Annotated in this window: 23 protein-coding genes and 2 tRNA genes; 4 read left to right on the top strand and 21 right to left on the bottom strand. The window is 45.6% G+C overall.

The annotated features are described in order from the left end of the window. Positions 1-48 precede the first annotated feature (48 nt). Complete coding sequence (locus tag ABIN22_RS23360) at positions 49-342, top strand: tyrosine-type recombinase/integrase (protein WP_430517203.1); 294 nt, start codon at positions 49-51, stop codon at positions 340-342. 75 nt (positions 343-417) lie between these two features. Here the strand turns inward: ABIN22_RS23360 and ABIN22_RS14175 are convergent. The 14 genes from ABIN22_RS14175 to ABIN22_RS14240 all read right to left on the bottom strand — a co-directional run bounded on the left by ABIN22_RS14175 (position 418) and on the right by ABIN22_RS14240 (position 13,697). Further along, positions 418-491: transfer RNA gene (locus ABIN22_RS14175), tRNA-Pro, on the bottom strand. 62 nt (positions 492-553) lie between these two features. Next, a tRNA-Gln gene (locus ABIN22_RS14180) sits at positions 554-624 on the bottom strand. A 169-nt stretch (positions 625-793) separates the two neighbouring features. Then, a complete protein-coding gene (locus ABIN22_RS14185; protein WP_118620004.1) occupies positions 794-2,008 on the bottom strand; it encodes an LL-diaminopimelate aminotransferase in 1,215 nt (404 codons plus the stop codon). Between the two features lie 16 nt (positions 2,009-2,024). Continuing rightward, a complete protein-coding gene (gene dapF, locus ABIN22_RS14190) occupies positions 2,025-2,858 on the bottom strand; it encodes a diaminopimelate epimerase (RefSeq protein WP_346909449.1) in 834 nt (277 codons plus the stop codon). Between the two features lie 27 nt (positions 2,859-2,885). Next, positions 2,886-3,434, bottom strand: a complete 549-nt coding sequence (locus ABIN22_RS14195) for an ANTAR domain-containing response regulator (RefSeq protein ID WP_109730911.1) — start codon at positions 3,432-3,434, stop codon at positions 2,886-2,888. Positions 3,435-3,514: 80 nt separating this feature from the next. After that, the gene (locus tag ABIN22_RS14200) at positions 3,515-4,846 is read right to left on the bottom strand and encodes a glutamine synthetase family protein (protein ID WP_346909451.1); all 1,332 of its coding nucleotides are present in this window, start codon (positions 4,844-4,846) and stop codon (positions 3,515-3,517) included. Between the two features lie 165 nt (positions 4,847-5,011). Further along, positions 5,012-5,260, bottom strand: a complete 249-nt coding sequence (locus ABIN22_RS14205) for an HPr family phosphocarrier protein (protein ID WP_109730909.1) — start codon at positions 5,258-5,260, stop codon at positions 5,012-5,014. Between the two features lie 229 nt (positions 5,261-5,489). Then, entirely contained in the window at positions 5,490-6,248 is a 759-nt protein-coding gene (locus ABIN22_RS14210) for a polysaccharide deacetylase family protein (protein WP_109730908.1), read from the bottom strand. 94 nt (positions 6,249-6,342) lie between these two features. Beyond that, positions 6,343-8,178, bottom strand: a complete 1,836-nt coding sequence (locus ABIN22_RS14215; RefSeq protein ID WP_346909454.1) for an alpha-amylase family protein — start codon at positions 8,176-8,178, stop codon at positions 6,343-6,345. After that, positions 8,168-10,384 (bottom strand): alpha-galactosidase, encoded by a 2,217-nt coding sequence (locus tag ABIN22_RS14220; RefSeq protein WP_346909648.1) that lies wholly within the window; start codon positions 10,382-10,384, stop codon positions 8,168-8,170. Before ABIN22_RS14220 ends, ABIN22_RS14215 begins: the two co-directional genes overlap by 11 nt. Positions 10,385-10,462: 78 nt before the next feature. Then, positions 10,463-11,314 (bottom strand): carbohydrate ABC transporter permease, encoded by an 852-nt coding sequence (locus ABIN22_RS14225; RefSeq protein WP_109730906.1) that lies wholly within the window; start codon positions 11,312-11,314, stop codon positions 10,463-10,465. Next, on the bottom strand, positions 11,311-12,177 hold the full coding sequence (locus ABIN22_RS14230; protein ID WP_109730905.1) for a carbohydrate ABC transporter permease: 867 nt from the start codon (positions 12,175-12,177) through the stop codon (positions 11,311-11,313). Before ABIN22_RS14230 ends, ABIN22_RS14225 begins: the two co-directional genes overlap by 4 nt. 15 nt (positions 12,178-12,192) lie before the next feature. After that, on the bottom strand, positions 12,193-13,485 hold the full coding sequence (locus ABIN22_RS14235; protein ID WP_346909457.1) for an ABC transporter substrate-binding protein: 1,293 nt from the start codon (positions 13,483-13,485) through the stop codon (positions 12,193-12,195). Then, positions 13,482-13,697: a hypothetical protein gene (locus tag ABIN22_RS14240; protein ID WP_146203269.1), complete on the bottom strand. Its 216-nt coding sequence runs from the start codon at positions 13,695-13,697 to the stop codon at positions 13,482-13,484. The genes ABIN22_RS14235 and ABIN22_RS14240 overlap by 4 nt, the downstream gene beginning before the upstream one ends. 110 nt (positions 13,698-13,807) lie before the next feature. Between ABIN22_RS14240 and ABIN22_RS14245 the strand changes: the two genes are divergently transcribed. Then, positions 13,808-14,674: an AraC family transcriptional regulator gene (locus ABIN22_RS14245; RefSeq protein ID WP_346909459.1), complete on the top strand. Its 867-nt coding sequence runs from the start codon at positions 13,808-13,810 to the stop codon at positions 14,672-14,674. A 25-nt stretch (positions 14,675-14,699) separates the two neighbouring features. On the opposite strand, the gene ABIN22_RS14250 is transcribed toward ABIN22_RS14245, so the two are convergent. After that, on the bottom strand, positions 14,700-15,269 hold the full coding sequence (locus tag ABIN22_RS14250; RefSeq protein WP_346909461.1) for a TetR/AcrR family transcriptional regulator: 570 nt from the start codon (positions 15,267-15,269) through the stop codon (positions 14,700-14,702). A 169-nt stretch (positions 15,270-15,438) separates the two neighbouring features. Between ABIN22_RS14250 and ABIN22_RS14255 the strand changes: the two genes are divergently transcribed. Beyond that, entirely contained in the window at positions 15,439-16,470 is a 1,032-nt protein-coding gene (locus ABIN22_RS14255; protein ID WP_346909463.1) for an NAD-dependent epimerase/dehydratase family protein, read from the top strand. Here the strand turns inward: ABIN22_RS14255 and ABIN22_RS14260 are convergent. Continuing rightward, positions 16,467-17,300, bottom strand: a complete 834-nt coding sequence (locus ABIN22_RS14260; protein WP_346909465.1) for a C39 family peptidase — start codon at positions 17,298-17,300, stop codon at positions 16,467-16,469. The genes ABIN22_RS14255 and ABIN22_RS14260 overlap by 4 nt on opposite strands. Before the next feature lie 139 nt (positions 17,301-17,439). Here ABIN22_RS14260 and ABIN22_RS14265 point away from each other — a divergent pair, with 139 nt between their 5' ends. Then, entirely contained in the window at positions 17,440-18,639 is a 1,200-nt protein-coding gene (locus ABIN22_RS14265; RefSeq protein ID WP_346909467.1) for an MFS transporter, read from the top strand. Between the two features lie 31 nt (positions 18,640-18,670). On the opposite strand, the gene ABIN22_RS14270 is transcribed toward ABIN22_RS14265, so the two are convergent. The 5 genes from ABIN22_RS14270 to ABIN22_RS14290 form a co-directional block, all read right to left on the bottom strand. Next, positions 18,671-20,362, bottom strand: coding sequence for an ABC transporter ATP-binding protein (locus ABIN22_RS14270; RefSeq protein WP_346909469.1), 1,692 nt, complete (start codon positions 20,360-20,362; stop codon positions 18,671-18,673). 12 nt (positions 20,363-20,374) lie between these two features. Beyond that, positions 20,375-21,523: a S8/S53 family peptidase gene (locus ABIN22_RS14275; RefSeq protein ID WP_346909471.1), complete on the bottom strand. Its 1,149-nt coding sequence runs from the start codon at positions 21,521-21,523 to the stop codon at positions 20,375-20,377. 103 nt (positions 21,524-21,626) lie between these two features. Next, on the bottom strand, positions 21,627-22,268 hold the full coding sequence (locus tag ABIN22_RS14280; RefSeq protein WP_346909650.1) for an ATP-binding cassette domain-containing protein: 642 nt from the start codon (positions 22,266-22,268) through the stop codon (positions 21,627-21,629). A gap of 90 nt (positions 22,269-22,358) precedes the next feature. After that, a complete protein-coding gene (locus ABIN22_RS14285) occupies positions 22,359-23,252 on the bottom strand; it encodes a hypothetical protein (protein ID WP_346909472.1) in 894 nt (297 codons plus the stop codon). Beyond that, the gene (locus tag ABIN22_RS14290; RefSeq protein ID WP_346909474.1) at positions 23,245-24,000 is read right to left on the bottom strand and encodes an ABC transporter permease; all 756 of its coding nucleotides are present in this window, start codon (positions 23,998-24,000) and stop codon (positions 23,245-23,247) included. The genes ABIN22_RS14285 and ABIN22_RS14290 overlap by 8 nt, the downstream gene beginning before the upstream one ends. Positions 24,001-24,029 lie beyond the last annotated feature (29 nt).

Here is a 24,029-nt window from a genome sequence, read left to right on the forward strand (position 1 = left end):
TTTTAAAAGGCATTTACTGAAAATTGAACGTACTATCTTACACAAGAAATGGAATCTTTCTTTAAAGGTGTAGTACTAAAAAAGGAAGAAAACAAATTATTTTATGGAGATACATATGTCGACAATAAGGAGATATTCGTATGGGATGATGGACATTCTATACGCCCTGATTATGTTTATCACCACTTTAAAAAGTTAGCAGAGGTTTTTGGCAGACCCGATATGACCTTCCATTCACTTAGGCATTCAACGGCTTCCATATTATTCGAACTTGGATGGCATCCAAAAGAAATACAAGAGTGGCTGGGACAACCCTCAAAAAGAATGTGCTCCACCATATAAAGCTGCGGTATAATCACAGAAAGAAAATACCGGAATCCCCATCTTACAAAGGATTCCGGTATCTTACTCAATCAATCGGAGTGACGTGATTCGAACACGCGACCTCTACGTCCCGAACGTAGCGCTCTACCAAGCTGAGCCACACTCCGATATGTATGAACTTGTCTTCTCGTAAAGAGAAAATTAAGAATCTGCTTTCGCAGATTCTCAACTACGGATGAAGGACTCGAACCTTCACAAACAGAGTCAGAGTCTGTTGTGCTGCCATTACACCAATCCGCATCAGCATTTTGTTTTGTCTTGTCCGACGCAACATCGTTATTATATCAGACTCCCCGAAAAAATCAACCCCTTTTTTTAATTTCCATCAAAAAAAAATTTCTATGGTTATTTTCAGAATATTCTGAAAACGGGCTTCAAAAGGGTCAGACCCCTTTAAAGCCCATCTGCTTTACAGTGCCTTGATTCGTTCCATCGCCGCCAATGTGTTTTCGTAACTGCCGAATGCGGTCAGTCTGAAGTATCCTTCTCCGCTTGGGCCGAATCCTGAGCCCGGTGTGCCTACCACATTGGCCTTCTCGAGCAGGTAATCGAAGAAATCCCAGGAACTCATTCCTTCGGGTGTCTCTAACCAGATGTATGGTGCATTGACACCTCCGGAGACGTTATACCCGGCATCTTTTAATCCGTGATAGATGATTTTCGCGTTATTCATATAGTATGCTATCTGTTTTTTCAGTTGTTTTCTGCCTTTTTCGGAGTATACTGCTTCTCCTGCTTTCTGAACGATATAGGGGGCGCCGTTGTATTTTGTGCCGTGTCTTCTTGCCCAGAGGGAGTGCAGGGTTACTTCGCCACACTTCAGGTCTTTTGGAATGATCGTTGCACCAAGGCGTACGCCTGTAAAACCGGCGTTCTTGGAGAAACTTCTCAGTTCAATTGCACACGTCCTTGCACCTTCGCATTCGTAAATGGTATGCGGCACATTCTCCTCGGAGATATAAGCCTCATATGCGGCGTCGTAGATGATGACTGCCCCCACCCTGTTTGCATAATCTACCCAGTCCTGAAGCTGTGATTTTGTCAAAGTGGATCCAGTCGGGTTATTCGGGAAACACAGATAAATAAGATCCGGTGTTTCTTTCGGAAGTTCCGGGGCAAAATTGGTGTCTGCAGTGCATGGCATATAGATGACATCACTCCATGTTTCTGTTTTTGCATTGTAAATCCCGGTTCGTCCGGCCATCACATTTGTATCTACATAGACAGGATAGACGGGATCACATACTGCTATTTTATTGTCAGTGCTGAAGATCTCCTGAATGTTTCCGGAATCACACTTTGCACCATCTGAAATAAATACTTCGTCTGCTGCTATGTCACAGCCGCGTGCCTGATAATCATTTTTTGCCATTGCGCTTCTTAAGAATTCATACCCAAGATCCGGCGCGTATCCGTGAAATGTCTCTGCGTTCCCCATTTCGTCTACTGCACTGTGCAGGGATTCGATAATTGCAGGGGCCAGAGGCTGTGTGACATCCCCGATCCCCAGACGGATAATAGATTTATCCGGGTTTGCCTCTGTATATGCATTCACTTTTTTTGCGATCGTTGAAAACAGATAGCTGCCTGGTAATTTCAAGTAATTGTCATTGATCTTAAACATAACTTCCTCCTTTGCTTTATTGATTCCATTCTCCTTCGAAAACGACTTCCGCCGGACCGGTCATGTATACAGTGTCTTTCTCCTTGTCCCACTCGATCAGAAGGTCACCGCCGAGAAGCTTCACTGTAACCTTATCTTCCGTCAGACCATTGAGGATACACGCAACAGCAACAGCACATGCACCGGTTCCGCATGCAAGTGTTTCTCCTGAACCTCTTTCCCATACCCGCATCTGCACGGTATGTCTGTCCAGAACCTTTACAAACTCGGTATTAACGCGGTTTGGAAAGCGTTCGTGATTTTCAAACTTAGGCCCTGTCTTTTCGATCTCCAGATGCTCAATATCATCCATATAAACGACTGTATGAGGGTTCCCCATAGACACTGCTGTCATTCGGTATTCTGTTCCGTCAACTAGAATCGGCTCATCCAGAACAATATCCCCTTCAGATACAACCGGTATCTTTGCCGGCTCCAGAATTGGTTTTCCCATATCGACTTTAATTCGGACCGCTTTTCCATTATCAATTGTCAGGTCCAGATATTTGATCCCGCCCAGTGTCTCGACTGATATCTGTGTTTTATCGGTCAGGCCATAATCATAAACATATTTTGCCACACAGCGGATTCCATTGCCGCACATTTCGCTTCTGGACCCATCCGCATTGTACATCTCCATTTCAAAATCAGCCACCTTGGACGGATTAATCAGTATTAGCCCGTCTGAGCCGATTCCGAAATGCCGGTCGCTGACTTTCACTGCCAGTTCAGACGGATTTTCTATCTTTTCCTCAAATCCATTCACATAGACATAATCATTGCCCAGTCCCTGCATTTTTGTAAACTTCATTTTCCTGTTCTCCTTCATCCCTTTTGGTTATTCTTCCATGATTGTCAGAACCATACGCGCGGTCTCCGGCATATTGGTTCCGCTGTCCATACTGCATTTCTGCAGATACCGGTGTGCCTCTTCTTCCGTCATTTGATTGCGTTCCATCAGCAATGACTTTGCCTGATCTATGACCTGCTGCTGCGCCGCATTTCTGTTTTTTGCCGCTTCCCGCCTCTTCCGGCGCCGGCGCTGCATGTTCTGAAGCATCATTTCTATCGTATTCAGTAAATCATATACTTTGATCGGCATAGGGAGCCCGATTACACCTTTTACAAGACCCTGCCCCCATTTGTCCGCAGAGGCAATTAAAAGGACTTCGAAGTTCTCCGGGAGGCATTCCCTCAATTCTGAATATAACATATCCTGCATCTTATATCCACATATGATAATCCCCTCTTCCAGATTATCCGCAAACTGGAGCGTCTGGGCACCGGTTGTGCAGATACCGGCAACTTCGATTCCACCCCGCATTAAAACATTGCGGATATTAACTGCCGTTTCTTTTTTCGGAAATACAACTACAATACTGCCCACACTTCAGCACACCTCCTGTCCCTTTGTTTCCGGTTTTCCCGCCATAATCTGACAGGTTTCCTATCTGTTACAGACAAATTTTATAACTTATGGAGGTAATTGTTGATTTCCCATTCTGTCACCTGCATGCAGTATTCATGATACTCATTTTTATGCGTCTCTATCAGTTTGGCAGTCAGGTCAGCTCCGAGCACATCCTGGATAAAGGTGTCTTTTTCCAGCTCGCTGACCGCCTCCATCAGGTTTTTCGGAAGCGCTTCTATGTTCAGACGTTTTTTCTCCTCATCCGTCATGGACTGTACGTCGGCATCCACACTTTCCGGCGGCATGATTTCGTTTTTTATCCCGTCCATGCCGGCGGCAAGCAGAACCGCCAGCGCAAGATATGGGTTCGCCGACGGGTCGGGACTTCTCAGTTCTATCCTTGTACCATCCCCCCGCATGGAAGGAATCCGGATAAGCGGCTCCCTCGTCTTAGCAGACCATGTCATATAAACCGGAGCCTCATATCCGGGCACAAAACGTTTGTAAGAGTTCACGGTCGGGTTCGTAATGCATGTGATCGCTTTCATATGTTTCATCAGTCCGCCCATAAAATAATAGGCTTCCCTGCTCAGCCCATTTTGATCAGTGCTGTCCTGAAAAATATTTTTCCCGTCCTTTGCCAGAGAAAGATTGATATGCATTCCGGAACCGTTGACCTCGATCTTTGGTTTTGGCATAAAGGTCGCATGGAGCCCGTGGCGTTTCGCGATCGTCTTGACTACCATCTTAAAAGTCATGATATTATCTGCCGTTGCAAGCGCTTCGTCATAGCGGAAATCGATCTCATGCTGTGCAGGGGCGATTTCGTGATGGGACGTTTCTATCTCAAACCCCATATCCTCGAGTGTCAGCACCATATCCCGTCTTGCATTTTCGCCAAAATCCAGCGGGCCTACATCGAAGTAGCTGCCCTGCTCATGAGTAATTGTCGTAGGCAGCCCGTCATCATTTGTGTGAAATAAAAAGAACTCACATTCCGGTCCTGCATTCATAGTATATCCCATTTCCGCAGCTTCCCGCACAACCTTTTTCAATACATATCTCGGGTCGCTCTCGTAAGGTGTCCCATCCGGCCGCCGCACATCGCAGATAAACCTTGCCACTTTTCCCTGCTGCGGCCTCCAGGGGAAGATTGCAAACGTGTCAAGATCTGGATACAGGTACATGTCGGATTCCTCGATCCTTGAAAAACCTTCAATAGAAGATCCATCAAACATGCACTTATTGTCCAGTGCTTTCTTAAGCTGGTTCATCGTGACTGCCATATTTTTCATTGTTCCATAGATATCAGTAAACTGGAGACGGATGAATCCTACATCCTCTTCCTCCGCCATATTCAGGATATCTTTTTTCGTATAATTATACATCTTTATCCCTCCTGCCTGAAAGTACAATATAAAAATGGGCGCTCTTCCTCTAAAGAAAAACGCCCTTGTTTCGTCCTATTATAACTATCTGTTTTAAAAATGTCAATTCCCGGTTATATATTCTCGTGTATGCCGATCACATATCCTGATGTAACTGACATCCTTTTATCTTGTGAATTTATAAATCTTCTCTCTAAGTCTGTCAAAATCTCCGCTATGTACCTGAAGTTCCATCTCTTCCTGCATATTGAGACTGCAGATTCCGAGGATCGACTTGGCATCTACAACCATTCTCCCCTGAACAAGATCAAGGTCTCCTCTATAATCCTTGATTGTCTGCACAAATTCCTGAATCTCGTTTACATTTGAAAATCCCACTCTTACTGCATTTAATGTCAAAGTTTCCCCCGGCATGGCTGTTCCCTCCTGAATATCTTAGAGTATTCCATCTATCCTGATGGAAATTATTTAGTTACTGGCAATAGTCGCCACGGTTTAATATTGTACACTAATTATGCGGAAAAGAATAGTGTAAAAATTAACGATATTTACGATATTTTTTAATGTAATTCAGCACTTTCTAACCACTTCTCATGCTCCATATTCCGGTAGATACACAGCTGTTATATCCTAAGAGCAATATTTAATTTTTAATCTGTCTTCCTGACGCATCCAGATGGTATCCGTCTTTATAGATAAGTTCCGACACCGGTACGATCTCAAATCCCTGCTTTTTCAGTCCCTTAATCACCTCCTCCAGTGCTTCTGCCGTGTATTTTGCCCCATTGTGGCACAGAATAATGGAGCCATTTTGGAGCGCTTTATTGCCAAGTATTGTATCAATGACGCTCTGTCTGCCATAATCCTTCCAGTCAAGACTGTCCACATCCCACTGAATCGGATAATATCCGCATTCCTGCACCGTCTTAATGACAGTATTATCATAATCCCCGTACGGAGGCCGGAAAAGTTTCATTTCATATCCTGTAAGTTCTTTCACCTTATTATGTACTGTCATAATTTCCTTTTTCTGTTCCTCCTTTGACAATTGGCTCATATTCTTATGGCTCTCACTGTGATTGCCCAGATCATGTCCTGCTGCCAGTATAGCCTTCACATCATCCGGATACTGCTCCACCCAGCCGCCGGTTGCGAAAAACGTGACATGGATCTTCTCCTTTTCCAGAATATCCAGAATCTTCTGCGTGTCCTCATTTCCCCATGCTGCATCAAATGTCAGAGCCGCCTTCTTTTCATTCGTCTCTACAGAATAAATAGGGAGTTCCCTGCCGCTGACATTGCTGGATACCGTTACATAGCCGGAAAGATACTTAAATGAACAGCCCAGCAGCATAACCGCCAGAAAAGTTCCCAGACTTACTTTAAAAAATCTTCTTCTCATAAAAACTCCTGAGCATATATCGTTAGTACAGTATATGCGAAAGAGCAAAGGGGTCAGACCCCTTTGCTCTCCATTTTCAGAATTTTCTCAAGTTTTATTCGACTAACTTTGTCCAGACAAACCCGCTTCCGGGCAGTCTGACATCCTGAAGTCCCATGATTTCCCCGTTTAGCAGGTTTCTGTAGGTTCCGGGCAAGATGATATGAACTGTTTTCTCGGTATCATGAAAATTGAAAATTCCAATGATTGTGTCTCTTCCTTTTGTTCTTTGTATACACAATACGGAATCGTCTCCTGTTTCTATCACCTGCATTTCTGCATCTGCACCGAATACGTTTTCTTGTCTGCGTATATGTTCAAGCCTGCTCAGTCCCTGAAATATTTTTCCCTGTATGGTGTCTGTATCCCCGCAGTTTTCCACAAGCTCCCAGTGGAATTTCCCACGGTGTATGTAGCGGGAGTCTTCTCTTTTTGCGGGATCTTCTTTATAGGTGTAGTCATTGACCTGCCCGATTTCGTCACCGCTGTAAAGCATAGGAATGCCGGACTGCATGAACATATAGGCATGAAGCATCAGGTCTTTTCTGACAGCCTGCTCCATTTTCCCCTCATTCCCCTCGAAACCGGCGCTTTCTATCCCGCACATGGATGCTGTTGTTCCGCAGAATCTTGCATCACCTGTCACAAGGTCTTCGTTATACAATTCCCCCCTGCTTACACTGCCCTCAGTTCTTCCTGTAAAGTAGTCATTCAGGAACTTTTTATGCGGCACCTCTCTCATACCCCAGTATTTTAATGTATCATAGTCCAGCCCCCAGCCTATATCATCGTGGCATCTGAGATAGTTCAGGAAGGTATATTCTTTCGGGAGCCGGCTAATCGTATTTAACTGCATTTTCAGGAGCCTGACATCCCGCGTGGCCACTGAGTTCCAGGTTGTCGCCATTGTCGTTACATTGTACAGCATATGGCATTCCGGCTTATCCACGGTGCCGAAGTAAGGAACCACTTTTTCTGGCTCCATCACGACTTCCCCTAAGAGCACGACACCCGGGCAGACGATCTCGCTTATCATCCGCATCATACGGACAATTGTATGGACCTGCGGCAGATTCCGGCATGATGTCCCAAGTGATTTCCAGATGTACGGCACCGCATCAATCCGTATCACATCCATCCCCCGGTTTGCCAGATACAGGAAATTGTACATCATCTCATTAAACACACGTGGGTTGGAGTAATTTAGGTCCCACTGATACGGATAAAACGTTGTCAGCACATGATGTCCCGTTTCGGGCAGATATGTAAAATTCCCCGGAGCTGTCACCGGAAATACCTGCGGCACTGTCTTTTCATATTCTCGCGGAATCTCATAATTATCATAAAAGAAATACCGGCTCATATATTCCCCGTCACCAGAGCGTGCGCGCTGCGCCCAGATATGGTCCTCTGATGTATGGTTCATAACAAAGTCCATGCAAAGGCTTATCTGGTCCTTATGGCACTCATCGGCCAGAATCTCCAGATCTTCCATCGTACCAAGCGATGGTTTTACCCTGCGGAAATCTGCCACTGCATAGCCGCCGTCAGACCTCCCCTCCGGGGAATCCAGAAATGGCATGAGGTGGACACAGCTGACATTACATTCCTTCAGGTAATCCAGCTTCTCCCCCACCCCTTTCAGGTTCCCGGCAAACTGGTCAATATACAGCATCATGCCAAGCATGTCATTTCCCCTATACCAGGAAGGATTGTTTTCCCTCTTCCTGTCGAGCCTTTTCAGGCTTTGCCTCCGGCCCTGGTAAAAGCTGTACATCTGGCTGCATAATTCAAAAAACATATCATCGTTTCCATATAGCTCCATATAAAGCCATTTCAATTCATCATGGTGTCTGTCCATCCGTTGTCTGTATCTTTCATCAACTGTCATGTCCTGCTTCCTCCCGAACCAGATGTATCTGATAAGCTAAATATTCCCCCAATTCCACCGGTAATGGCATCCCGGCTTCTGTCAGGGCGCTTCCACTGTACACTGCCCCGCTGTTTTCGTCTTTGTACATGGCTCCTTCATCCAGCCCGCGCAGCCGTACATAATTGACTGTCATATTGCCGTGTTTCGCCAGCATGACGACATTTACGAGCACCTCACCCTTGTCCTCTGCCAGAAATTCCCATGCCCCAGCCTCTTCTTCGAACGGATTGCTCAGTCTGTAATATGTTCCGTTCTGGATCAATTCTGCATATTTGTGATAATCTTTTATCTGTTCTCTGACTTCCTCTTTTTCTGTTTCCGTCAGTCTGCACAGGTCCAGTTCATAACCGAAGGTTCCGGCCATTGCCGTGACAGCCCTCGTCTTCATGGAAGTATGCCTTCCTGTCTGGTGGTTTGGGCATGCGGATACGTGTGAGCCCACGGCGGATACCGGGTACCCGAATGAGGTTCCGTACTGGATCCTTACTCTGTCAATGGCATCGGTATTATCACTGCACCAGATCTGCGGTGTGTAGTACAGCATTCCTGCGTCAAAACGTCCGCCCCCTCCGCTGCATCCCTCGATCAGAATATCCGGGTACCGGGTGGACAGCCTTTCAAGGAAATCATACAGTCCGAGTATATAGTCATACATTACCTTCCCCTGGTTTTCTGCCGCCGCGGAATAAACATCCGCAATGCTCCGGTTCATATCCCATTTGACATACTCAATATTTCCCTGATCCAGTATCCCACAGATCTGCCCGTAGACTGCGTCCACGACCTCTTTTCTGGAAAAATCCAGTACCAGCTGGTTTCTGGACCTCTGCGGCTTTCTGCCCGGTACTGTAAAGGCCCAGTCAGGGTGGGTCCTGTACAGCTCGCTGTCCTCATTGACCATCTCCGGCTCGATCCAAATACCAAACTTGACGCCCAGCGCGTTTATTTTCCCAATTAACTCTCCCAGCGTGCCGCCAAGCTTATCCTCGTTCACTTTCCAGTCGCCAAGCCCCCTGTTGTCGTCATCACGGCTGCCAAACCAGCCGTCATCCATGACAAGCAGTTCAATTCCCACATCGGCCGCATGTTTTGCCAACTCACAGATCGTATCGCCGTTAAAATCAAAATACGCTGCCTCCCAGCTGTTTACCAGAACAGGCCGCACCGCATCTCTGTATTTCCCGCGGCAGATATGTTTTCGGATGCAGGTGTGCAGATTCTGCGACAAACGATTCAGTCCGCTGCCGCTGTATGTCAGGATCACCTCAGGCGCGTAAAATACTTCTCCCGGCTCCAGCGGGTAGGAAAACTGTTCGCCCTGAAGCCCCAGAACTGCACGGGTCTGGTTATACTGGTCTTTCTCAACCTCACCCTGAAAGCCCCCGCTGTATACAAAAGACATCGCATAGCAGTTTCCGGAATCTTCCGTGGCTTCCTTATCTGCCAGAATCATCATCGGATTATACTGATGGCTCGATGTGCCCCTCCTGCTTCCGATCATCTGGCTCCCATGAGCAACCGGAACCCTCTGGAAATTCCGTTCCATTGCATGCCGCCCGTAAAAACTGATAAAATCATAATTTCCGGTCACAAAATCCAGACAGGCCGACTGGACCTTCTCCAGAAAAATCGTTTCCGGCACACCGTTTTCACCACACCCATGATTACAAATCACCACGCTCCGCGTGATAATGTCCGGCTCCGGCAGCACCCCGTACAGCAGTGTTACCGCAATCCCCTGATTCTGGTCCTCCAGCTCAATCTTTAGTGTCTCAGCCTCGTCTTCGCCCGCGTAAACAGCCGGAAGCCCTTTCAGGCCATACTTTCCCCTCGAAATCTGGTATCTCTTATAGCGAAGATCACAGCCATAAGTCCCTGCCCTGTTTTTCAAAATCAGGGCAGGCGTCCGGTAGTCCCCATTCCCGGCACAGGGGAACTCCTGCGGCAGCGCATCCATCGAATATGTCCTGTCATTTCCCGCATCATAGGGATTCCCGGAGAATCCCCTGTCATAATATGTCAGAAGATAATCCATGCACCCCTGTACCTTTTTTCCATAGTAAAGATGAAGTAAAAAACCATATTTATCAACCTGCATCTGATACATCGCAGATTTTGTATGCAGTGTAAACGTCTTATTCTTTTCGTCAAATGTAATTCCCATGATGCCGCTCCTTTTCCCGTTACAGTTTTTCATTCTACATTTCCTTCTGCATCCATACAATTCCTGGTTTTACAGTATCTACTTCACAGCCCCGTTTACAACACCATTCAGAATCTGCTTCTGGCAGATGATGTAGAAGATCAGGATTGGCAGCAATGCCAGCAGATAGGATGCAAATGCCAGATTGTAATTCGTACCGAACTGTGTCTGGAAATTCAACTGTGCCAGTGGCAGTGTATTCTTTCCGCTTCCCGACATAATAACAAGAGGTGTCATAACGTCATTCCATGTTCCCAGCGCCGTGAGTACAGCCACTGTTGCATGCATAGGCTTCATGATCGGGAAAATGATCTTCCAGTAGGTTCTCCATGTACTCGCCCCGTCCACACGTGCCGCTTCCTCGAGTGCAACCGGGATATTTTTCAGGTATCCGGTATACAGAAGCACATTCATAGGCATATAGAACACTACATAGAGAATAATAACACCAAACCAATTCGCGATTCTAAGCTGCGCCGTCTGCTTTACCAGGGGCATCATCAGGATCGCAAACGGTACGAACATTCCGCTGACAATATATAAATACGCAAAATTATAAAATTTACTGTGTGTCTTGTTTCTACCAATCGCATACCCGATCAGAGAATGAATCACAATAGATATAAGTACAGTAGCCAGTGTAATCAGGATACTGTTTCCAAGGGAATGCCAGAAGTCTGTGACCCGCATTGCCTCGGCAAAATTAGCAAAACTCCATGATTTCGGCAGGGATAAGATTCCCGAAATACTGTTCGTCATTTCCGAAGGCTGCTTGAATGCAATTACGATCGTTAAGTACATCGGAAATGCAACTGTAATCAGGCCCACGATCAGCATAATCGTAACCGGCCAGTTCGTTTTTTCTTTTACTTTTACCTTAGCGCCCATCATAACTGCTCCTCCTTCTTTCCTAAGAAATTCATCTGGAATACGGAAATAAATACGATCACAATAAAGAAAATTACTGCATTCGCACTCTGGAATCCAAACTGCCCGCCGCTCATACCGTTGTTGTAAATCAGGTAGGAGATAGATTCTGTACTCTGTGCAGGCCCGCCTTTTGTCAATGACATGATCTGGTCAAATACCATCAGGAAATCTTTCATACAGAGGACCATGTTAATCGTAAAAAATGGAAGAATCAGGGGGAATGTCAGGCTTTTGAACTTCTGGAAACCTGTTGCCCCGTCAATCGCGCCCGCCTCGTACACATCCTCCGGCACCGTCTGCAGGCCCGAAATATAAATAATCGTGTTCATCGCAATCGCCTGCCATGCACAGACAATCATAATTGCAACCCATGCCCATTTCGTGCTTGACAGCATGCTTGCCCCGTTTCCCGTAAGAGCCTTTGCTATGACGGGAAGGATATATGTAAAAAAGTAATTGAAAATGTAACCTACAACCAGTGCACCTAAAATCTTCGGTATAAAATACAGACCGCGCAGTGCACTCTTTCCCTTGATCTTGCTGTTTAGTCCAAGTGCCAGCAGAAGACTGATAATATTGACCACGATAGTCGTTACAATCGCCAGCTTAAACGTGAACAGGTATGATTTACCAACCCTCACGTCCTGGAACAGATCGACATAGTTTCGAATCCCTACCCAGTCATAGGCGCCATAACCTTTATAATTTGTAAAACTGTAAATAACACCCTTTATCAAAGGCAGTGTGTTAAAACAGAAAAACAGTGCCAGGATGGGTATTGTAATCAGCAGAAATGTCAGCTTCCTGTTATTCATTTTCCTCATAGTTCCCTCTCCTCCCTATTTTGAAGAACCCTTGTTTGCTTCATAATCTTCTACCTTACGGATGATATCCCTGTTATATCTCAACCAGTCCGTATCAAACTTCTTCAGGAACGCATCTGTATCCTGTTTGAGCAGGAACGTTTGTATCTGTGCATCGACCGCCATTTCACTCGGGTAATAGTGATCCTGGTAATCTGTCATCCTGCCTTCCTCTATGAAGGACTTTACCCCGTCCAGCATCGGAGCCAGATCGAAATCGCCCTCTTTACACGGAACCGCGTTCTGCTCGTCGAGATATTTCTGCACATTTTCATCCTTCAAAAGAAAGTCAAGAACCTCATACGCCGCTTCTTTATTTTCACTGTCTTCCATCACACAGAATTGTAAATCCACACCTGAATTCAGCACATTCTCGTCTGCCTCGCTGCTCCCCGGCATCACGAAGGAATCAATATCCATATCCGGGTTCACTGATTTAATCTGCGGCACTGCATAACTCCCGATCGTGTACATCGCAGACTCTCCATTTGCGAACGCGGTACATGCATCGTTATATCCATATGCGAACGGGTCCTCCGGACCGTAATCCAGAAGTTCCAGCATTTTCTCAGAAACCTCCCGGTACTCATCCTTAAATTTCGTTTCCCCTTTGTTGACCTGACTGCACACATCTGCCGGAGCCAGATCCACTGCCAATGCATTCCACGGTGCCAGACAAGTCCACGTGTCCTTAAAACCAAAGGAAAGCGGGCGGATTCCGGCTGCTTCTATCTCTTCACACAGGGCCGTGAATTCTTCCCAGTTTTCCGGGATCTCCCATCCGTGTTCCTCAAACATCTCCCTGTTATAAAGCACTCCGGCGGCATTTGCCACATAAGGGACTCCGTAAACACCTTCCTCCGGTACAAACTCGAGGGCTTTCAGAATGTCCTGATAAGCAGGCTTGATATCGCTTAGCCCTTCATAATCCGAGATATCTGCCAGCATATCGGAATCCAGAAAATAGGAATAATTAATATCCCCTCCGATGCCGATAATATCCGGAATGTCTTCCCTTACGAATCTGGTCTTCAGAATTGTCATTGCTTCATTTGGCGAATCAATCGTCAGATGGATATCATCATGTGATGCATTGAATTCTTCCTCAAGCTCCTTAAAAACCTCTACGGCTTCCGGTTTGTACTGTACCAGTTCAATTTCTACTTTTCCGCTGTTTTTCTCACCGGACTGGCATCCGGTAAGGGCAAGGGCCGCCAGCATGGTACCCGCCGTGAGCAGGCTTAATCGTCTTACACTTCTTCTTTTCATCTGCCACTACTCCTTTCAAAGATAACCCACTTATGTGTTTCCAGTTCCTGACATACCGACCTTTTCCTCAGTACAACTGTTTTCATGTTCTCCTTTTTCTCTTCCCTTTCATATCTTTTTGCATGGTTTAAATACTGCCGGCACCCTTCAAACCATCCTTTTTTTGGATTAACTATATTATAACATCTCATTATGCGTCTATAAATATCCATATATTTGCCTTTTTATACCTTTATGCAATATTTAGGAAAATAATTTGAAGTCACCTTGCATTATGGTATATAATGAAAAAAACATCCCATCCCGAAAGGAGCCAGGTATCATGAGTGATATTTTATTTTCTGTATTTCCGAATGAAAATTTCATAGACTTAAGCCTCTACCAGTTCGGCTGGGAACACTGCGCCCCGGCACATTCTTACGGACCGGCTGCCCGCAACCATTTTCTGTTCCACTATGTCATCTCGGGAACCGGTACACTGATGGCAGATGATGCGAAAGGTATGACACAGACTTATCAGGTAAAAAGCGGTCAGGGGTTCATGATCTTTCCGCAGCAGATCAACACCTATATTTCCGATGCAGAATATCCCTGGGAATATGTCTGGCTTGAATTTGACGGGCTCCGTGTGAAGGAAGCCATAGAAATCGCAGGACTTGGCCGTGATAATCCCGTCTACCACGCGCATTCAAAGGACCTGCGTCAGGATATGATGAACGAAATGCTATACATTGCCCAGCACGGAGACGCGGCTCCGTTTCATCTGATCGGGCACTTATTTCTGTTTCTGGACTTTCTGACCCGCTCGGCCGCCTCCATGCACCTCAACCAGGGCGGGCGGCTGCGTGACTTTTATATACGCGAAGCACTCGCTTTTATCGAGCAGAACTTCCAGAATGACATCTCCGTCGAGGATATTGCTACAACATGCGGCCTGAACAGGAGCTATTTCGGAAAGATCTTCAAAGATACAGTGGGAAAATCCCCTCAGGAATTCCTGCTGAACTACCGCATGGCAAAAGCAGCTGAACTGCTGAAGCTCACCACACTTTCTATCGGTGATATCAGCAATGCGGTTGGCTACGCAAATCAGCTGCATTTCTCAAGGGCTTTCAAAAATGTATACGGGCTCTCTCCGCGAAGCTGGAGAAACCAGAACCAGTTAATCCGGCAGGATTCCAGTCAATGACACCTTGCCCCGCTCATGGCACAGCCTATGTTTCCATCCCCTTTACGCATGACCGGAACATCTGTGCCATAAACCGGGCCATATCCTCAGGCTCTGCCTGAAATCCGCTCTCTGCCCACTTCTGTATGATGCCTGCACAGCCGTTGACGATAAATCCATACAGCCATTCCAGTTTCTCCTCCCCTATATCCGGGTACAGCTTTTTCCAGTCCCCCAATGAATCCTCCTCCGCAAAATACATCAGCTTCCGTAAGAACTCCTTATCCCCGTATTTTCCGAACATCGCCCTGCAGAGTTCTTCATTTTCCCTGATCTTCTTAAGAATCTCTATAGGCAGTATTCCCGTATAGTCCTCCTGCACCATATTGCTGGCGGAATCCTGCACATCCCGGTAAAACTCCTCCTCAATCTTGTCCAGCAGATCATATACATCCTCATAATGGGCATAAAAAGTCGCCCGGTTAATATCTGCCATCCCACAGATCTCTTTCACAGTAATCTTCCCCAGCGGTTTTTCCGACAGAAGCTTAAGAAAACTGTGCCGTATCATATTCCTCGTGTACCTGACACGCCTGTCCAAATCTGAATTTTTCATAAACAATCAACACTTCTTTCTAATCTGTTGTCTAACTTACGTTTCACAAAAATCTGATGGTTGTCAACTTACTCTGACTTTATTATATTTTAAGTAAGAACAGAAAGCAACGCCGTGTTGTATATCCGTAAACAGTAACCATTTATTCAGAACCAAGGAGGCGCTTATCATGAAACACACACAATATATCGTAACCGGAGCTGCCGGACACCTCGGCAGCCATATAGCAGCCGGACTTTTGAAACAGGGATATCCCGTCCTGGGCCTCATCCTGCCGGATGAATTGCAGGATGTACCGGACCCTCCCCCAGGACTTTCCTATATCGCAGGGGATGTCCGTGATCCGGAAACAATGGAAATGCTGTTTACTGCGGCATCAGAAAATCTGCATGAAGCCTCCACCGGGAAGCCCGGTATCGTGCTGATCCACTGTGCAGGCCTCATTTCCATCTACGGCGGCCCGACCCCTGCCGTGTATTCCGTAAATGTGGGCGGAACGAAGAATGTCGTAGACGCCTGTATCCGCCACCATGTAAAGCGTCTGGTCTATGTCAGCAGTGTCCACGCTATCCCCGAAACACCGGACCAGACAATTATATCTGAGATCAGGACTTTCTCCCCTGACGACGTAACGGGCTTCTATGCCAAGACAAAAGCAGAAGCAACCCAATACGTTTTGGACAGTACAAAACGCGGACTTGATGCCGTGGTGGTACATCCGTCCGGCATTATCGGACCTGCCAGACACCCTTCCGGCAGCATGCTTCACATGATCGCCCATTATACACAGAAGGGGATGCCTGTAGCGGTACGCGGCGGATATGATTTTGTCGACGTGCGCGATGTCGCATCCGGAGTAATCAAGGCCTCCCAGAAAGGAAAATCTGGAGAGTGCTACATCCTCTGCAACCGGTTTGTCACGCTTAAAGAACTCTTCGGGGAACTCTCAGCAGCTACCGGACAGAAAAGGCCACGGATCTTCCTCCCCGCATGGATCGCCAAATGTGCGGCGCCTTTTGCACAGCTGCACTACAAATGCTGGAAAAAAACACCTGTTTTCACACCATATGCCATGTATACACTAACATCCAACGGGAACTTTTCACACGAAAAAGCAAGCAGAGAGCTGGGATATCATCCCCGCCCCCTGCACCAGACCATAGCCGACATGATCCGGCAGATGAAGAAAGAGAAACGTTAACTCCCGGGCAGCACAGCCAGCGCCTGGCTGCCCATCTCCCGGTAACGCTCTTCTACTAACGCTTTCTCATATCTGGTCCCCCCGGACTTTTCCAGTGGGTCATTAAAATAATAGTACTCACGATCCACACCGACAAGCAGGAGACAGTGTTCTTCTGCCGGCCAGATATACTCTTTTCCAGTCTCCAGAATGGTCCAGCTGCGTCCTTCATAGCTCGGCTGCATACCAATCGTGGCCCAGAGGATCACAGGGATTCCATTGCCGATATATTCTCTGCATATATTCTGCAGTGTCATCCCTGTCAGGTCCTTCACCCGTTCTCCTCCCGCCGCCTCCACAAGCGCATCATGTATCACCGGGGCAAAGCAGCCAAAACCATTTCCCCTCGGATCACCGATAAAATAATAATAAGGACTGTTCCCGTAATATTGCCCGTCCTTCCAGTAATATTTCCCAATCCTCAGATACTGGTCTATAAATTCATCCACAGTAATGTCAACCCCTGCATACGACAGCGCCATCACCGAAGTCACGCTCTCACATCCTGTCGGGTAGTCATTCTGATTCATAAAAGGAACCATTATTATCCTGTCTGTCTCCCCCGTCCCGGAAGAAGCACCCTTTTTCCCACCGTCCATATAACTGCCTCCTGCACCAGATTGATCATTTTCTTCCTCCCCGCCGTTTCCTGCCGCCGCAATCCGTGATTGTGCATGTTTATCCATATGAACCGCCTTCGTGTAAAAAATACTGAGCACCGCAATACTTATATAAAAAGCGAGTCTGACCAGCTGCATCCTGTGCCCGCCGTCTCTCCTGAATTCTGACATATGCACTCTGATTTTTGCTTCTTATAACTATTATAATCGGCAGGGGTTGTACTCTATGCAGGCTTATTTTATAATCAGGTTATTACACGGGCATTGCCAGATGGAAAAATAATGGCTCAGAGAAGGGGGAATTGTCTGTATGAGCAAGAAAAGAGTATGCGATAGATATATTATTCTCGAAACATTATTTTACTTACATTCTGGAATCATTGGGGCCACTTATATTTTATACTTTTATGATTTGGGTTATAGTAAATTTGTTACAAATATTATTACAAGCGTATTTAATGTATTTGTATTTATATTTGAAATACCAAGTGGCTCACTCAGTGATAACAGAGGAAATAAAAGTGCATTAATTATATCAGGTATAGCATTATCGTCTTCAATGGCACTTTTTTTGTATGCTGGTAATATTTCAATACTAATATTGGGGCAGATTTTCTGGGGGATTAGCTATGCTATGCAATCGGGCGCCTTAGAAGCCTGGGTAGTTAATACTGCAGAATTGGATGATAACGAATTGGATGCAGTTTTTTCTAAAAGTGCTAAAATTCGAAATTTTGTTATGATATTAGGAGGGGTTATAGGAACTTTTATTGCAAAAGCAGGCTTAAGGTATATTTGGATTATCCCTTTGATAACAGCTATAATTTATACACTATTGGTTTTACGATGGGTAAGAAACAAACAGTTGAATCAAAGTAAAATTCATACTTGTAATTTCAAAATAAATGTCAGATCAGAGCTAAAGGGGAGTTTTATTACAATATATGATACGATTCGAAAGGGAGAGTCGATTAAAACGATCCTACTTTTAAATATGGGCGTAGCATTTGTAATATCACCGTTATTTACATACTGGTCACCTTATATTCTCCAATTGGGAGGGGGAGAGTTAGGTGTTTTGGCATGGATGTGGATATTCATTAAAATCAGTATGACCGCCGGAAATGCGTTATGGGAACATCTGCACAAAAAATATAATAGAATACAGGCATTGTTTGTAATATGTATATTATTTGGCTCAATATTTATAATTGCAGCTATCAATAGTAATCTTTTAGTGGGATTTGCGGTGATTATAGGTATGGAAATATTGCTTGGAGTGCTTGACCCTATTCAAAAAGCTCTGATAAATAAATATATTGACTCGGATAATAGGGCAACAATGCTATCTGTGAACTCAATGGCAGAAAGGGTTGGAGGGTGGATATCCCTCGTTTTAATGGGAATTTTAGGTGATGTATTTTCAATTGGTATTACTTGGATAATAGCTGGAGTAACTATGCTGTTTCTATGTATATTTATATCTAAGCTTAAAAGGAATCCAAATTAGTCAGAAGATGTGCAGCTGGCAAACAATTCATTCAAACCTGCCCTTCCATCAGTTCCAGCTGCCCTCCCGCAAGTCTATATACCTTCTCCACGCCTTCCAGTTCTTCATATCTGTGTGTAATAAATATGATTGTCTTATCCTTCAATTCCCCGCGCACCAGATTAATCAGTGCTTTATCGGATTCCCTGTCAAAACCTGATGTTGCTTCATCCAGAAGTAATATATCGGCTTTTTTTAATATCGCTCGGGCAACCGCCACCTTCTGTTTCTCTCCGCCCGAAAGTTTTGCCCCATCCTGACCTGCTCGCTGCATGAACCCGTCTTCCAGCTTTTCAATGAATGTGATTGCACCGCTTTTGATACATGCATCAACCACGTCTTCGTGAGATGCCGTCCCACCGATATTCACGTTTTCCTCTATTGTTCCCAGAAAGAGGTATGGCTTCTGGCTTACTACTGCAATCCTGTTCCTGATTATTTTAGGTTCCAGATTCCCGGCCGGAATCCCCCAGAATTTTATCTCGCCTTTCTCCGGGTGATAAAAACCCAGAATCAAATCCAGCAGTGTTGACTTCCCACTCCCGTTTTCCCCGATTACCGCGATTCTGTCCCCCTGCTGCACCGTCAGATTCACACCGTTTAAGATGGGGGTGCCTTCTTTGTATCCAAATATCACATCCTTCAGTTCCAGAACCGGTACTTCTGCTTCCTTATCAAACCCGCTTAAACTGCCCGCATGCTCCCCACCTTCTTCCGGCTGCTCCAGAAATTCAAAGTATCGTTTCGCAGACGGCTTAATCTGCGCAAAGTAATATTTGATATTGATCAAAAAAGAGATCGGGCTAACAACATATGCACTGTATGTCATAAACGCAAATGCCCCGCCAATTGTAAGCTCTCCTCTCACAATTAAAAGCCCCCCCAATATATAGAGCACAGCATTCATCAGGGCATCCAGCATAGACACACTAAAGGTCCTGTATTCATCCAGCATCATGTTTTCCCTGTAAGAATCCATCATCTTTCCCTGCAATTTTTCAAAATCCGGATTCTTTATACGAAACAGATCCCAAAGCTTCATTTCCCGTATACCATTAATACAATCACCCAGCCAGCCGAAGAACACCCGGTTATTTTCTATCAGGCGTTCAAAAGCCTCGTTCTTTTTTATGGAAAAATAGAGTACTACCAGAAATTTTACGGGAATCATCAGTGTGATCATCAATGCCAGTTTCCAGTCCAGTATCGATAATCCCACGATTCCTCCCACGATCTGCAGAATAGAAGAGATGGAAAATGTCGTAATCTGGTCTGCAACAGAAGCCACATTGCTGATATCACTGCCAATCATGTTTGCAATCTCCGCACTTCCTTTTTCATCATAATAGCCTATACTCAGATTGTCCATTTTCCAATACGCCTTTCTGTAAAGGGAAAATGTCAGTCCGTTATGTATATTAGAAAAAAGTCGTGTCTGTATCACTTCCGTCACTTGGACAATCACGGAGATACCGACCAGCACTCCCGAGTAAATAAGAATGCACTCCATATCTTTCTCTACCATCCCCTGATCTGTTATCCTTCGGATAACCAGCGGCTGTAAAAAAGTCATAAATGAAGTGCAAACTAAACATATGAAAATACCCGGGAAATACTTTTTGTATGCGAGAAGTAGCCCGCAGACCCGCCTCCAGATTTTACTGTCATTCTTCCTCTTTTCCATATCCTGCCTTCCCTAAAAATACCGGCATATAATGCTGCTGATTTCTTCTGCCTTTTGGGCGGTTCTTTGCAGCCCCCCGGCTGTTATTGTATATACATCATGACTACGGGAAATAAGCATATCTATCTCCCGTTTTTCTTCCATGCTGTATGCCTTTCCAGATATATAATCCAGAAAAATAATATCAGGTTTGTAAATAAAGTCCACGGTATCAAGTATCTGCCCCAGCGGCCGACCTGCCTCCCCATAGTATTCTATTGGGATTGCGCGGGAATCTGCTGCCTTCTCCTGAAGGAGCAATACCTGAAAACCTTTTCTCTCAAATTCATCTGTCAGCATCGTCATCTCTGCCCGGCAGCCTTGCCCGGCAATCACCGGTATCTCTATATTCTCAGCTTTGCCGGCAGGATTTCTATTTTTATCAATACGATTCACATTTTTATGAATGACACATTCTATTTTCTCCTGATACTTCATGCCCGTTACAGCATTTCTTTTCAAAAATTCTAAAACAGTATGAAAACCAGCCTCTTTGTTTTCACATAGTACCTTCGCTGCATATCCCGTAATAACAGGTGCCGCATAGCTGTTGGAGTACTGATCTCCATCTTCCCCCCACCAATGTGCAACGATTGAATTTTCATGACTATAGCCAGTCTGCTCCTGAACAAAAAACTGGCCGTTTTTCAAAATCCCTTCTCTGTCCTGACGTACTCCAAACACTTTAGGAAATGCCGCGGGATAGGTTCTGATATTTTGGTTATGATATGCTGCGACGATTATCACATTCTGATCAAGCAGATTACTGATTCGTTCCTTTAGCGGTATTATATCAAAGTAGTTTATCGTGCCCAGACTTAAGTGGACCAGTCTCACGCCATGCCGTGCACACCAGTCCAACGCTTCCAGTAATTTCGAAATATCTGTTGTCCCGTCTGGCTGCATTGCCGTTAAATCCAGAAAATAGGCTTGCGGGCAGATACTTCTGATGATTTTTGTGCAGGTGGTGCCATGAACGCAGGATGACCGTTTATTCCAAGCCGCCATATCCTTATGATCCCTAGCAAGAAAATCTATTTTTGCAGTAATCTTCCCTCTTATGACTCCCTCATCCCAAATTCCACTGTCAATCACAGCGATATCAATTTTCTTTCCTGTCATGCTGTTATCCCTTTACACTATATTCTAATGCACTGTTTCTTCTGGATCAGCCCTTTGTTCTTCTTTTCCAAAGTATTCCAGCGCTCCAGCGTATTAACAGTGCTCATTTCACCTGTGTCAGTACCCCCGCGTCCATCTCACTGATTGTATCGCAAAGATACTCGATCTCCAGCATATTATGCGCTGCAACCAGTATAGTCTTCCCCCGCCCCCTGATTTCATCGAATAAAGCACAGACTTCCTTCGCCCCCCGTTTATCCAGCCCGTTAAACGGCTCATCCAGAATCAGCAGTTCGGGATCTTCCATGATGGCCTGTGCAATACCGAGACGTTCTCTCATCCCTAAAGAATACTGCCCCACTTTCTTCTTCGAGTCCGGATCAAGCCCTACTCTCCTGATTGACTCCCGCACCTCTTCATCCGTAATCAACCTTTTCAACGCCGCCAGCCTTTTCAGATTAGCAAACCCGCTAAGTCCCGGCAGAAACCCCGGACTCTCAATAATCATCCCCACAGATTCCGGGAAATCCACATCCTTGCCGATCTGCCTTCCATCCACCCAGACAGCGCCCTCATCCAGCTTTAAGAATCCGCAGATACACTTAAACATAACCGTCTTTCCGGAGCCATTAAACCCCATGATTCCATGTATTTGCCCTTTTTCAAAACTATGTGTGATTCCCTTCAGGACCTTCTCTTCTTTAAATGATTTCGATAGATTTTCCAGCCTTACCGCAATTTCCATCCCGCACTCCTTTCGCCTTGTATCGTTTTCGTTCTGCATCACACTTATCCTTTATCACTGCCTGCCACGCTGCACATACAATCATTCACATCATTCGTTTACCTGAACAAATGAAAAATTATAACTTCGCATTTTTCTTCCTGCCAGAAAAACCAGTATCGCAATCAGTCCCAGAAAGATTCCCGCACTCACCTGTATTCTCGGCAGGTAATCATAGCCAAAATTATGCATGGGAAATGTAGCATGATTCAATGGTGAGAGCCATCCGCACAACACATTTGCCCGATACTCCAGATTCCCCGTAAAATGGAAGATTCTTTGAAAGATTGATGGATTCAGAAGGAATCCATACAGATTCACAGCAAAAGCCCCCAGCACGCCTGCCGCATTCCCTCCCAGCAGATTCAAAAGCAGCATCAGAACCGCAATAAAGAGTGAGTACAGAAGCATAAGCAAAAAAACGACCGAAGCACAGTAATACGGTGTAGAGATTTCCATCGTTTTAATGGATACCGGAACAGTGATGTTCTCTCCCCCTCCATATCCAAGCATCGCCGCCGTCTCACTCCACACATTTCCTGTAAAAGAAAAAGGTGCCCCCATAATCCCCAATACAGCCAGCAAAAAGAGATTATAAATAACTGTTGCCAGAACCACATAAATCACCTGCCCTGCCAGCCATACACTCCGCTTTGTCCGGACCAGCCAGTATGGTGTAACCTGACTCACAAACGGCATATCCGCAAACAACAGTACCAGAAGAAGCGAGGAAAGCATCACCGAAGCAGCATCCCCGTAAGTCCAGATAAAGGGTTCCAGTATCTGCAGAATGGATTCATACTGCACAGCATGGGAGATGACCTGATTTGAAAGCATCAGGCAGAGGACCAGCGCCAAAATAAATGACATCCAGATTCGCGGGCTCCGCTTCCATCCGGAGAAGTTCTGTCCCGCGATTTGAAAAGCTTGTCTAATATCACGCATACCCCAGCCTCCTTTTCAATGCCCACATAAACAACAGGCTGGTCAGAACAGAAAGTACCAGCAGAACCACAACACAAAACAAGTCATTATAGTAAACTGGGGCCATCCAGTATCTGGGATTCAGGAAAAACAACGCACGGTAGTATCTCTCCTGAAAGACACTCAGCACATAATATAGGATAAATGGCACCGCATATGCCATATACCGGTTGCGCGTCACAACCGCCGCAAAACTTCCTGCCACAGCCCACAAAGCCCCGTTCAGAAATCCTCTGAGAAAACTGACAAGCACCTTTAAAACAAGTTCTGAAAATGCCGGTCCATGATCACTCAATATTGGAATATGACCAAAAACAACACAACTGACTCCCAGCATAAGCAGCATGGCAAAACAAAGCATAAGCCCGCCGGAAAAAAACAGTCCTGCCGCCTTTCCGAGAAGATACTGTTTCTTTCCTGAACGAATGCAGCTAAACAGGGCATACCTGCTGCGAAGCTCCATCTCCGCATCTCCTCCTGCCGCAAAAGTAACAGCTATTGGGACGAAGAGAAGCGTATTCGTGCCATTAGAACAAAACGAATATGCCAGAAACCATCCCGGCCCTTCCTGTGAGCCACCTGCGTCTATCAGGAACTGCAGGTGCACCTGTTCCGATATAAGTGCCGCAGTCAGAATTAAAATCACACCGGCCAGAAAACGAATATTCAAGATGCTGTTTTTACATTCAACCGCTAATGTATGCCCCATAAGCCCCCTCCTGTCAGCTGTAAAATGTC

Source organism: Faecalicatena orotica, from assembly GCF_905197545.1.
Taxonomy (GTDB): Bacteria; Bacillota; Clostridia; order Lachnospirales; family Lachnospiraceae; genus Faecalicatena_A; species Faecalicatena_A orotica.

What these genes read in the sequence shown, in the direction of transcription:
- ABIN22_RS14265 (WP_346909467.1), top strand. Translation starts at nt 17,440, where the DNA reads ATGAGCAAGAAAAGAGTATGCGATAGATATATTATTCTCGAAACATTA.
- ABIN22_RS14210 (WP_109730908.1), bottom strand. Translation starts at nt 6,248, where the DNA reads ATGAGAAGAAGATTTTTTAAAGTAAGTCTGGGAACTTTTCTGGCGGTT.
- ABIN22_RS14255 (WP_346909463.1), top strand. Translation starts at nt 15,439, where the DNA reads ATGAAACACACACAATATATCGTAACCGGAGCTGCCGGACACCTCGGC.
- ABIN22_RS14225 (WP_109730906.1), bottom strand. Translation starts at nt 11,314, where the DNA reads ATGATGGGCGCTAAGGTAAAAGTAAAAGAAAAAACGAACTGGCCGGTT.
- ABIN22_RS14290 (WP_346909474.1), bottom strand. Translation starts at nt 24,000, where the DNA reads ATGGGGCATACATTAGCGGTTGAATGTAAAAACAGCATCTTGAATATT.
- ABIN22_RS14220 (WP_346909648.1), bottom strand. Translation starts at nt 10,384, where the DNA reads ATGGGAATTACATTTGACGAAAAGAATAAGACGTTTACACTGCATACA.
- ABIN22_RS14285 (WP_346909472.1), bottom strand. Translation starts at nt 23,252, where the DNA reads ATGCGTGATATTAGACAAGCTTTTCAAATCGCGGGACAGAACTTCTCC.
- ABIN22_RS14260 (WP_346909465.1), bottom strand. Translation starts at nt 17,300, where the DNA reads ATGTCAGAATTCAGGAGAGACGGCGGGCACAGGATGCAGCTGGTCAGA.
- ABIN22_RS14250 (WP_346909461.1), bottom strand. Translation starts at nt 15,269, where the DNA reads ATGAAAAATTCAGATTTGGACAGGCGTGTCAGGTACACGAGGAATATG.
- ABIN22_RS14270 (WP_346909469.1), bottom strand. Translation starts at nt 20,362, where the DNA reads ATGGAAAAGAGGAAGAATGACAGTAAAATCTGGAGGCGGGTCTGCGGG.
- ABIN22_RS23360 (WP_430517203.1), top strand. Translation starts at nt 49, where the DNA reads ATGGAATCTTTCTTTAAAGGTGTAGTACTAAAAAAGGAAGAAAACAAA.
- ABIN22_RS14215 (WP_346909454.1), bottom strand. Translation starts at nt 8,178, where the DNA reads ATGACAGTTGATGAAAGATACAGACAACGGATGGACAGACACCATGAT.
- ABIN22_RS14235 (WP_346909457.1), bottom strand. Translation starts at nt 13,485, where the DNA reads ATGAAAAGAAGAAGTGTAAGACGATTAAGCCTGCTCACGGCGGGTACC.
- ABIN22_RS14185 (WP_118620004.1), bottom strand. Translation starts at nt 2,008, where the DNA reads ATGTTTAAGATCAATGACAATTACTTGAAATTACCAGGCAGCTATCTG.
- ABIN22_RS14230 (WP_109730905.1), bottom strand. Translation starts at nt 12,177, where the DNA reads ATGAGGAAAATGAATAACAGGAAGCTGACATTTCTGCTGATTACAATA.
- ABIN22_RS14275 (WP_346909471.1), bottom strand. Translation starts at nt 21,523, where the DNA reads ATGACAGGAAAGAAAATTGATATCGCTGTGATTGACAGTGGAATTTGG.
- ABIN22_RS14280 (WP_346909650.1), bottom strand. Translation starts at nt 22,268, where the DNA reads ATGGAAATTGCGGTAAGGCTGGAAAATCTATCGAAATCATTTAAAGAA.
- ABIN22_RS14245 (WP_346909459.1), top strand. Translation starts at nt 13,808, where the DNA reads ATGAGTGATATTTTATTTTCTGTATTTCCGAATGAAAATTTCATAGAC.
- dapF (WP_346909449.1), bottom strand. Translation starts at nt 2,858, where the DNA reads ATGAAGTTTACAAAAATGCAGGGACTGGGCAATGATTATGTCTATGTG.
- ABIN22_RS14240 (WP_146203269.1), bottom strand. Translation starts at nt 13,697, where the DNA reads ATGGATATTTATAGACGCATAATGAGATGTTATAATATAGTTAATCCA.
- ABIN22_RS14200 (WP_346909451.1), bottom strand. Translation starts at nt 4,846, where the DNA reads ATGTATAATTATACGAAAAAAGATATCCTGAATATGGCGGAGGAAGAG.
- ABIN22_RS14205 (WP_109730909.1), bottom strand. Translation starts at nt 5,260, where the DNA reads ATGCCGGGGGAAACTTTGACATTAAATGCAGTAAGAGTGGGATTTTCA.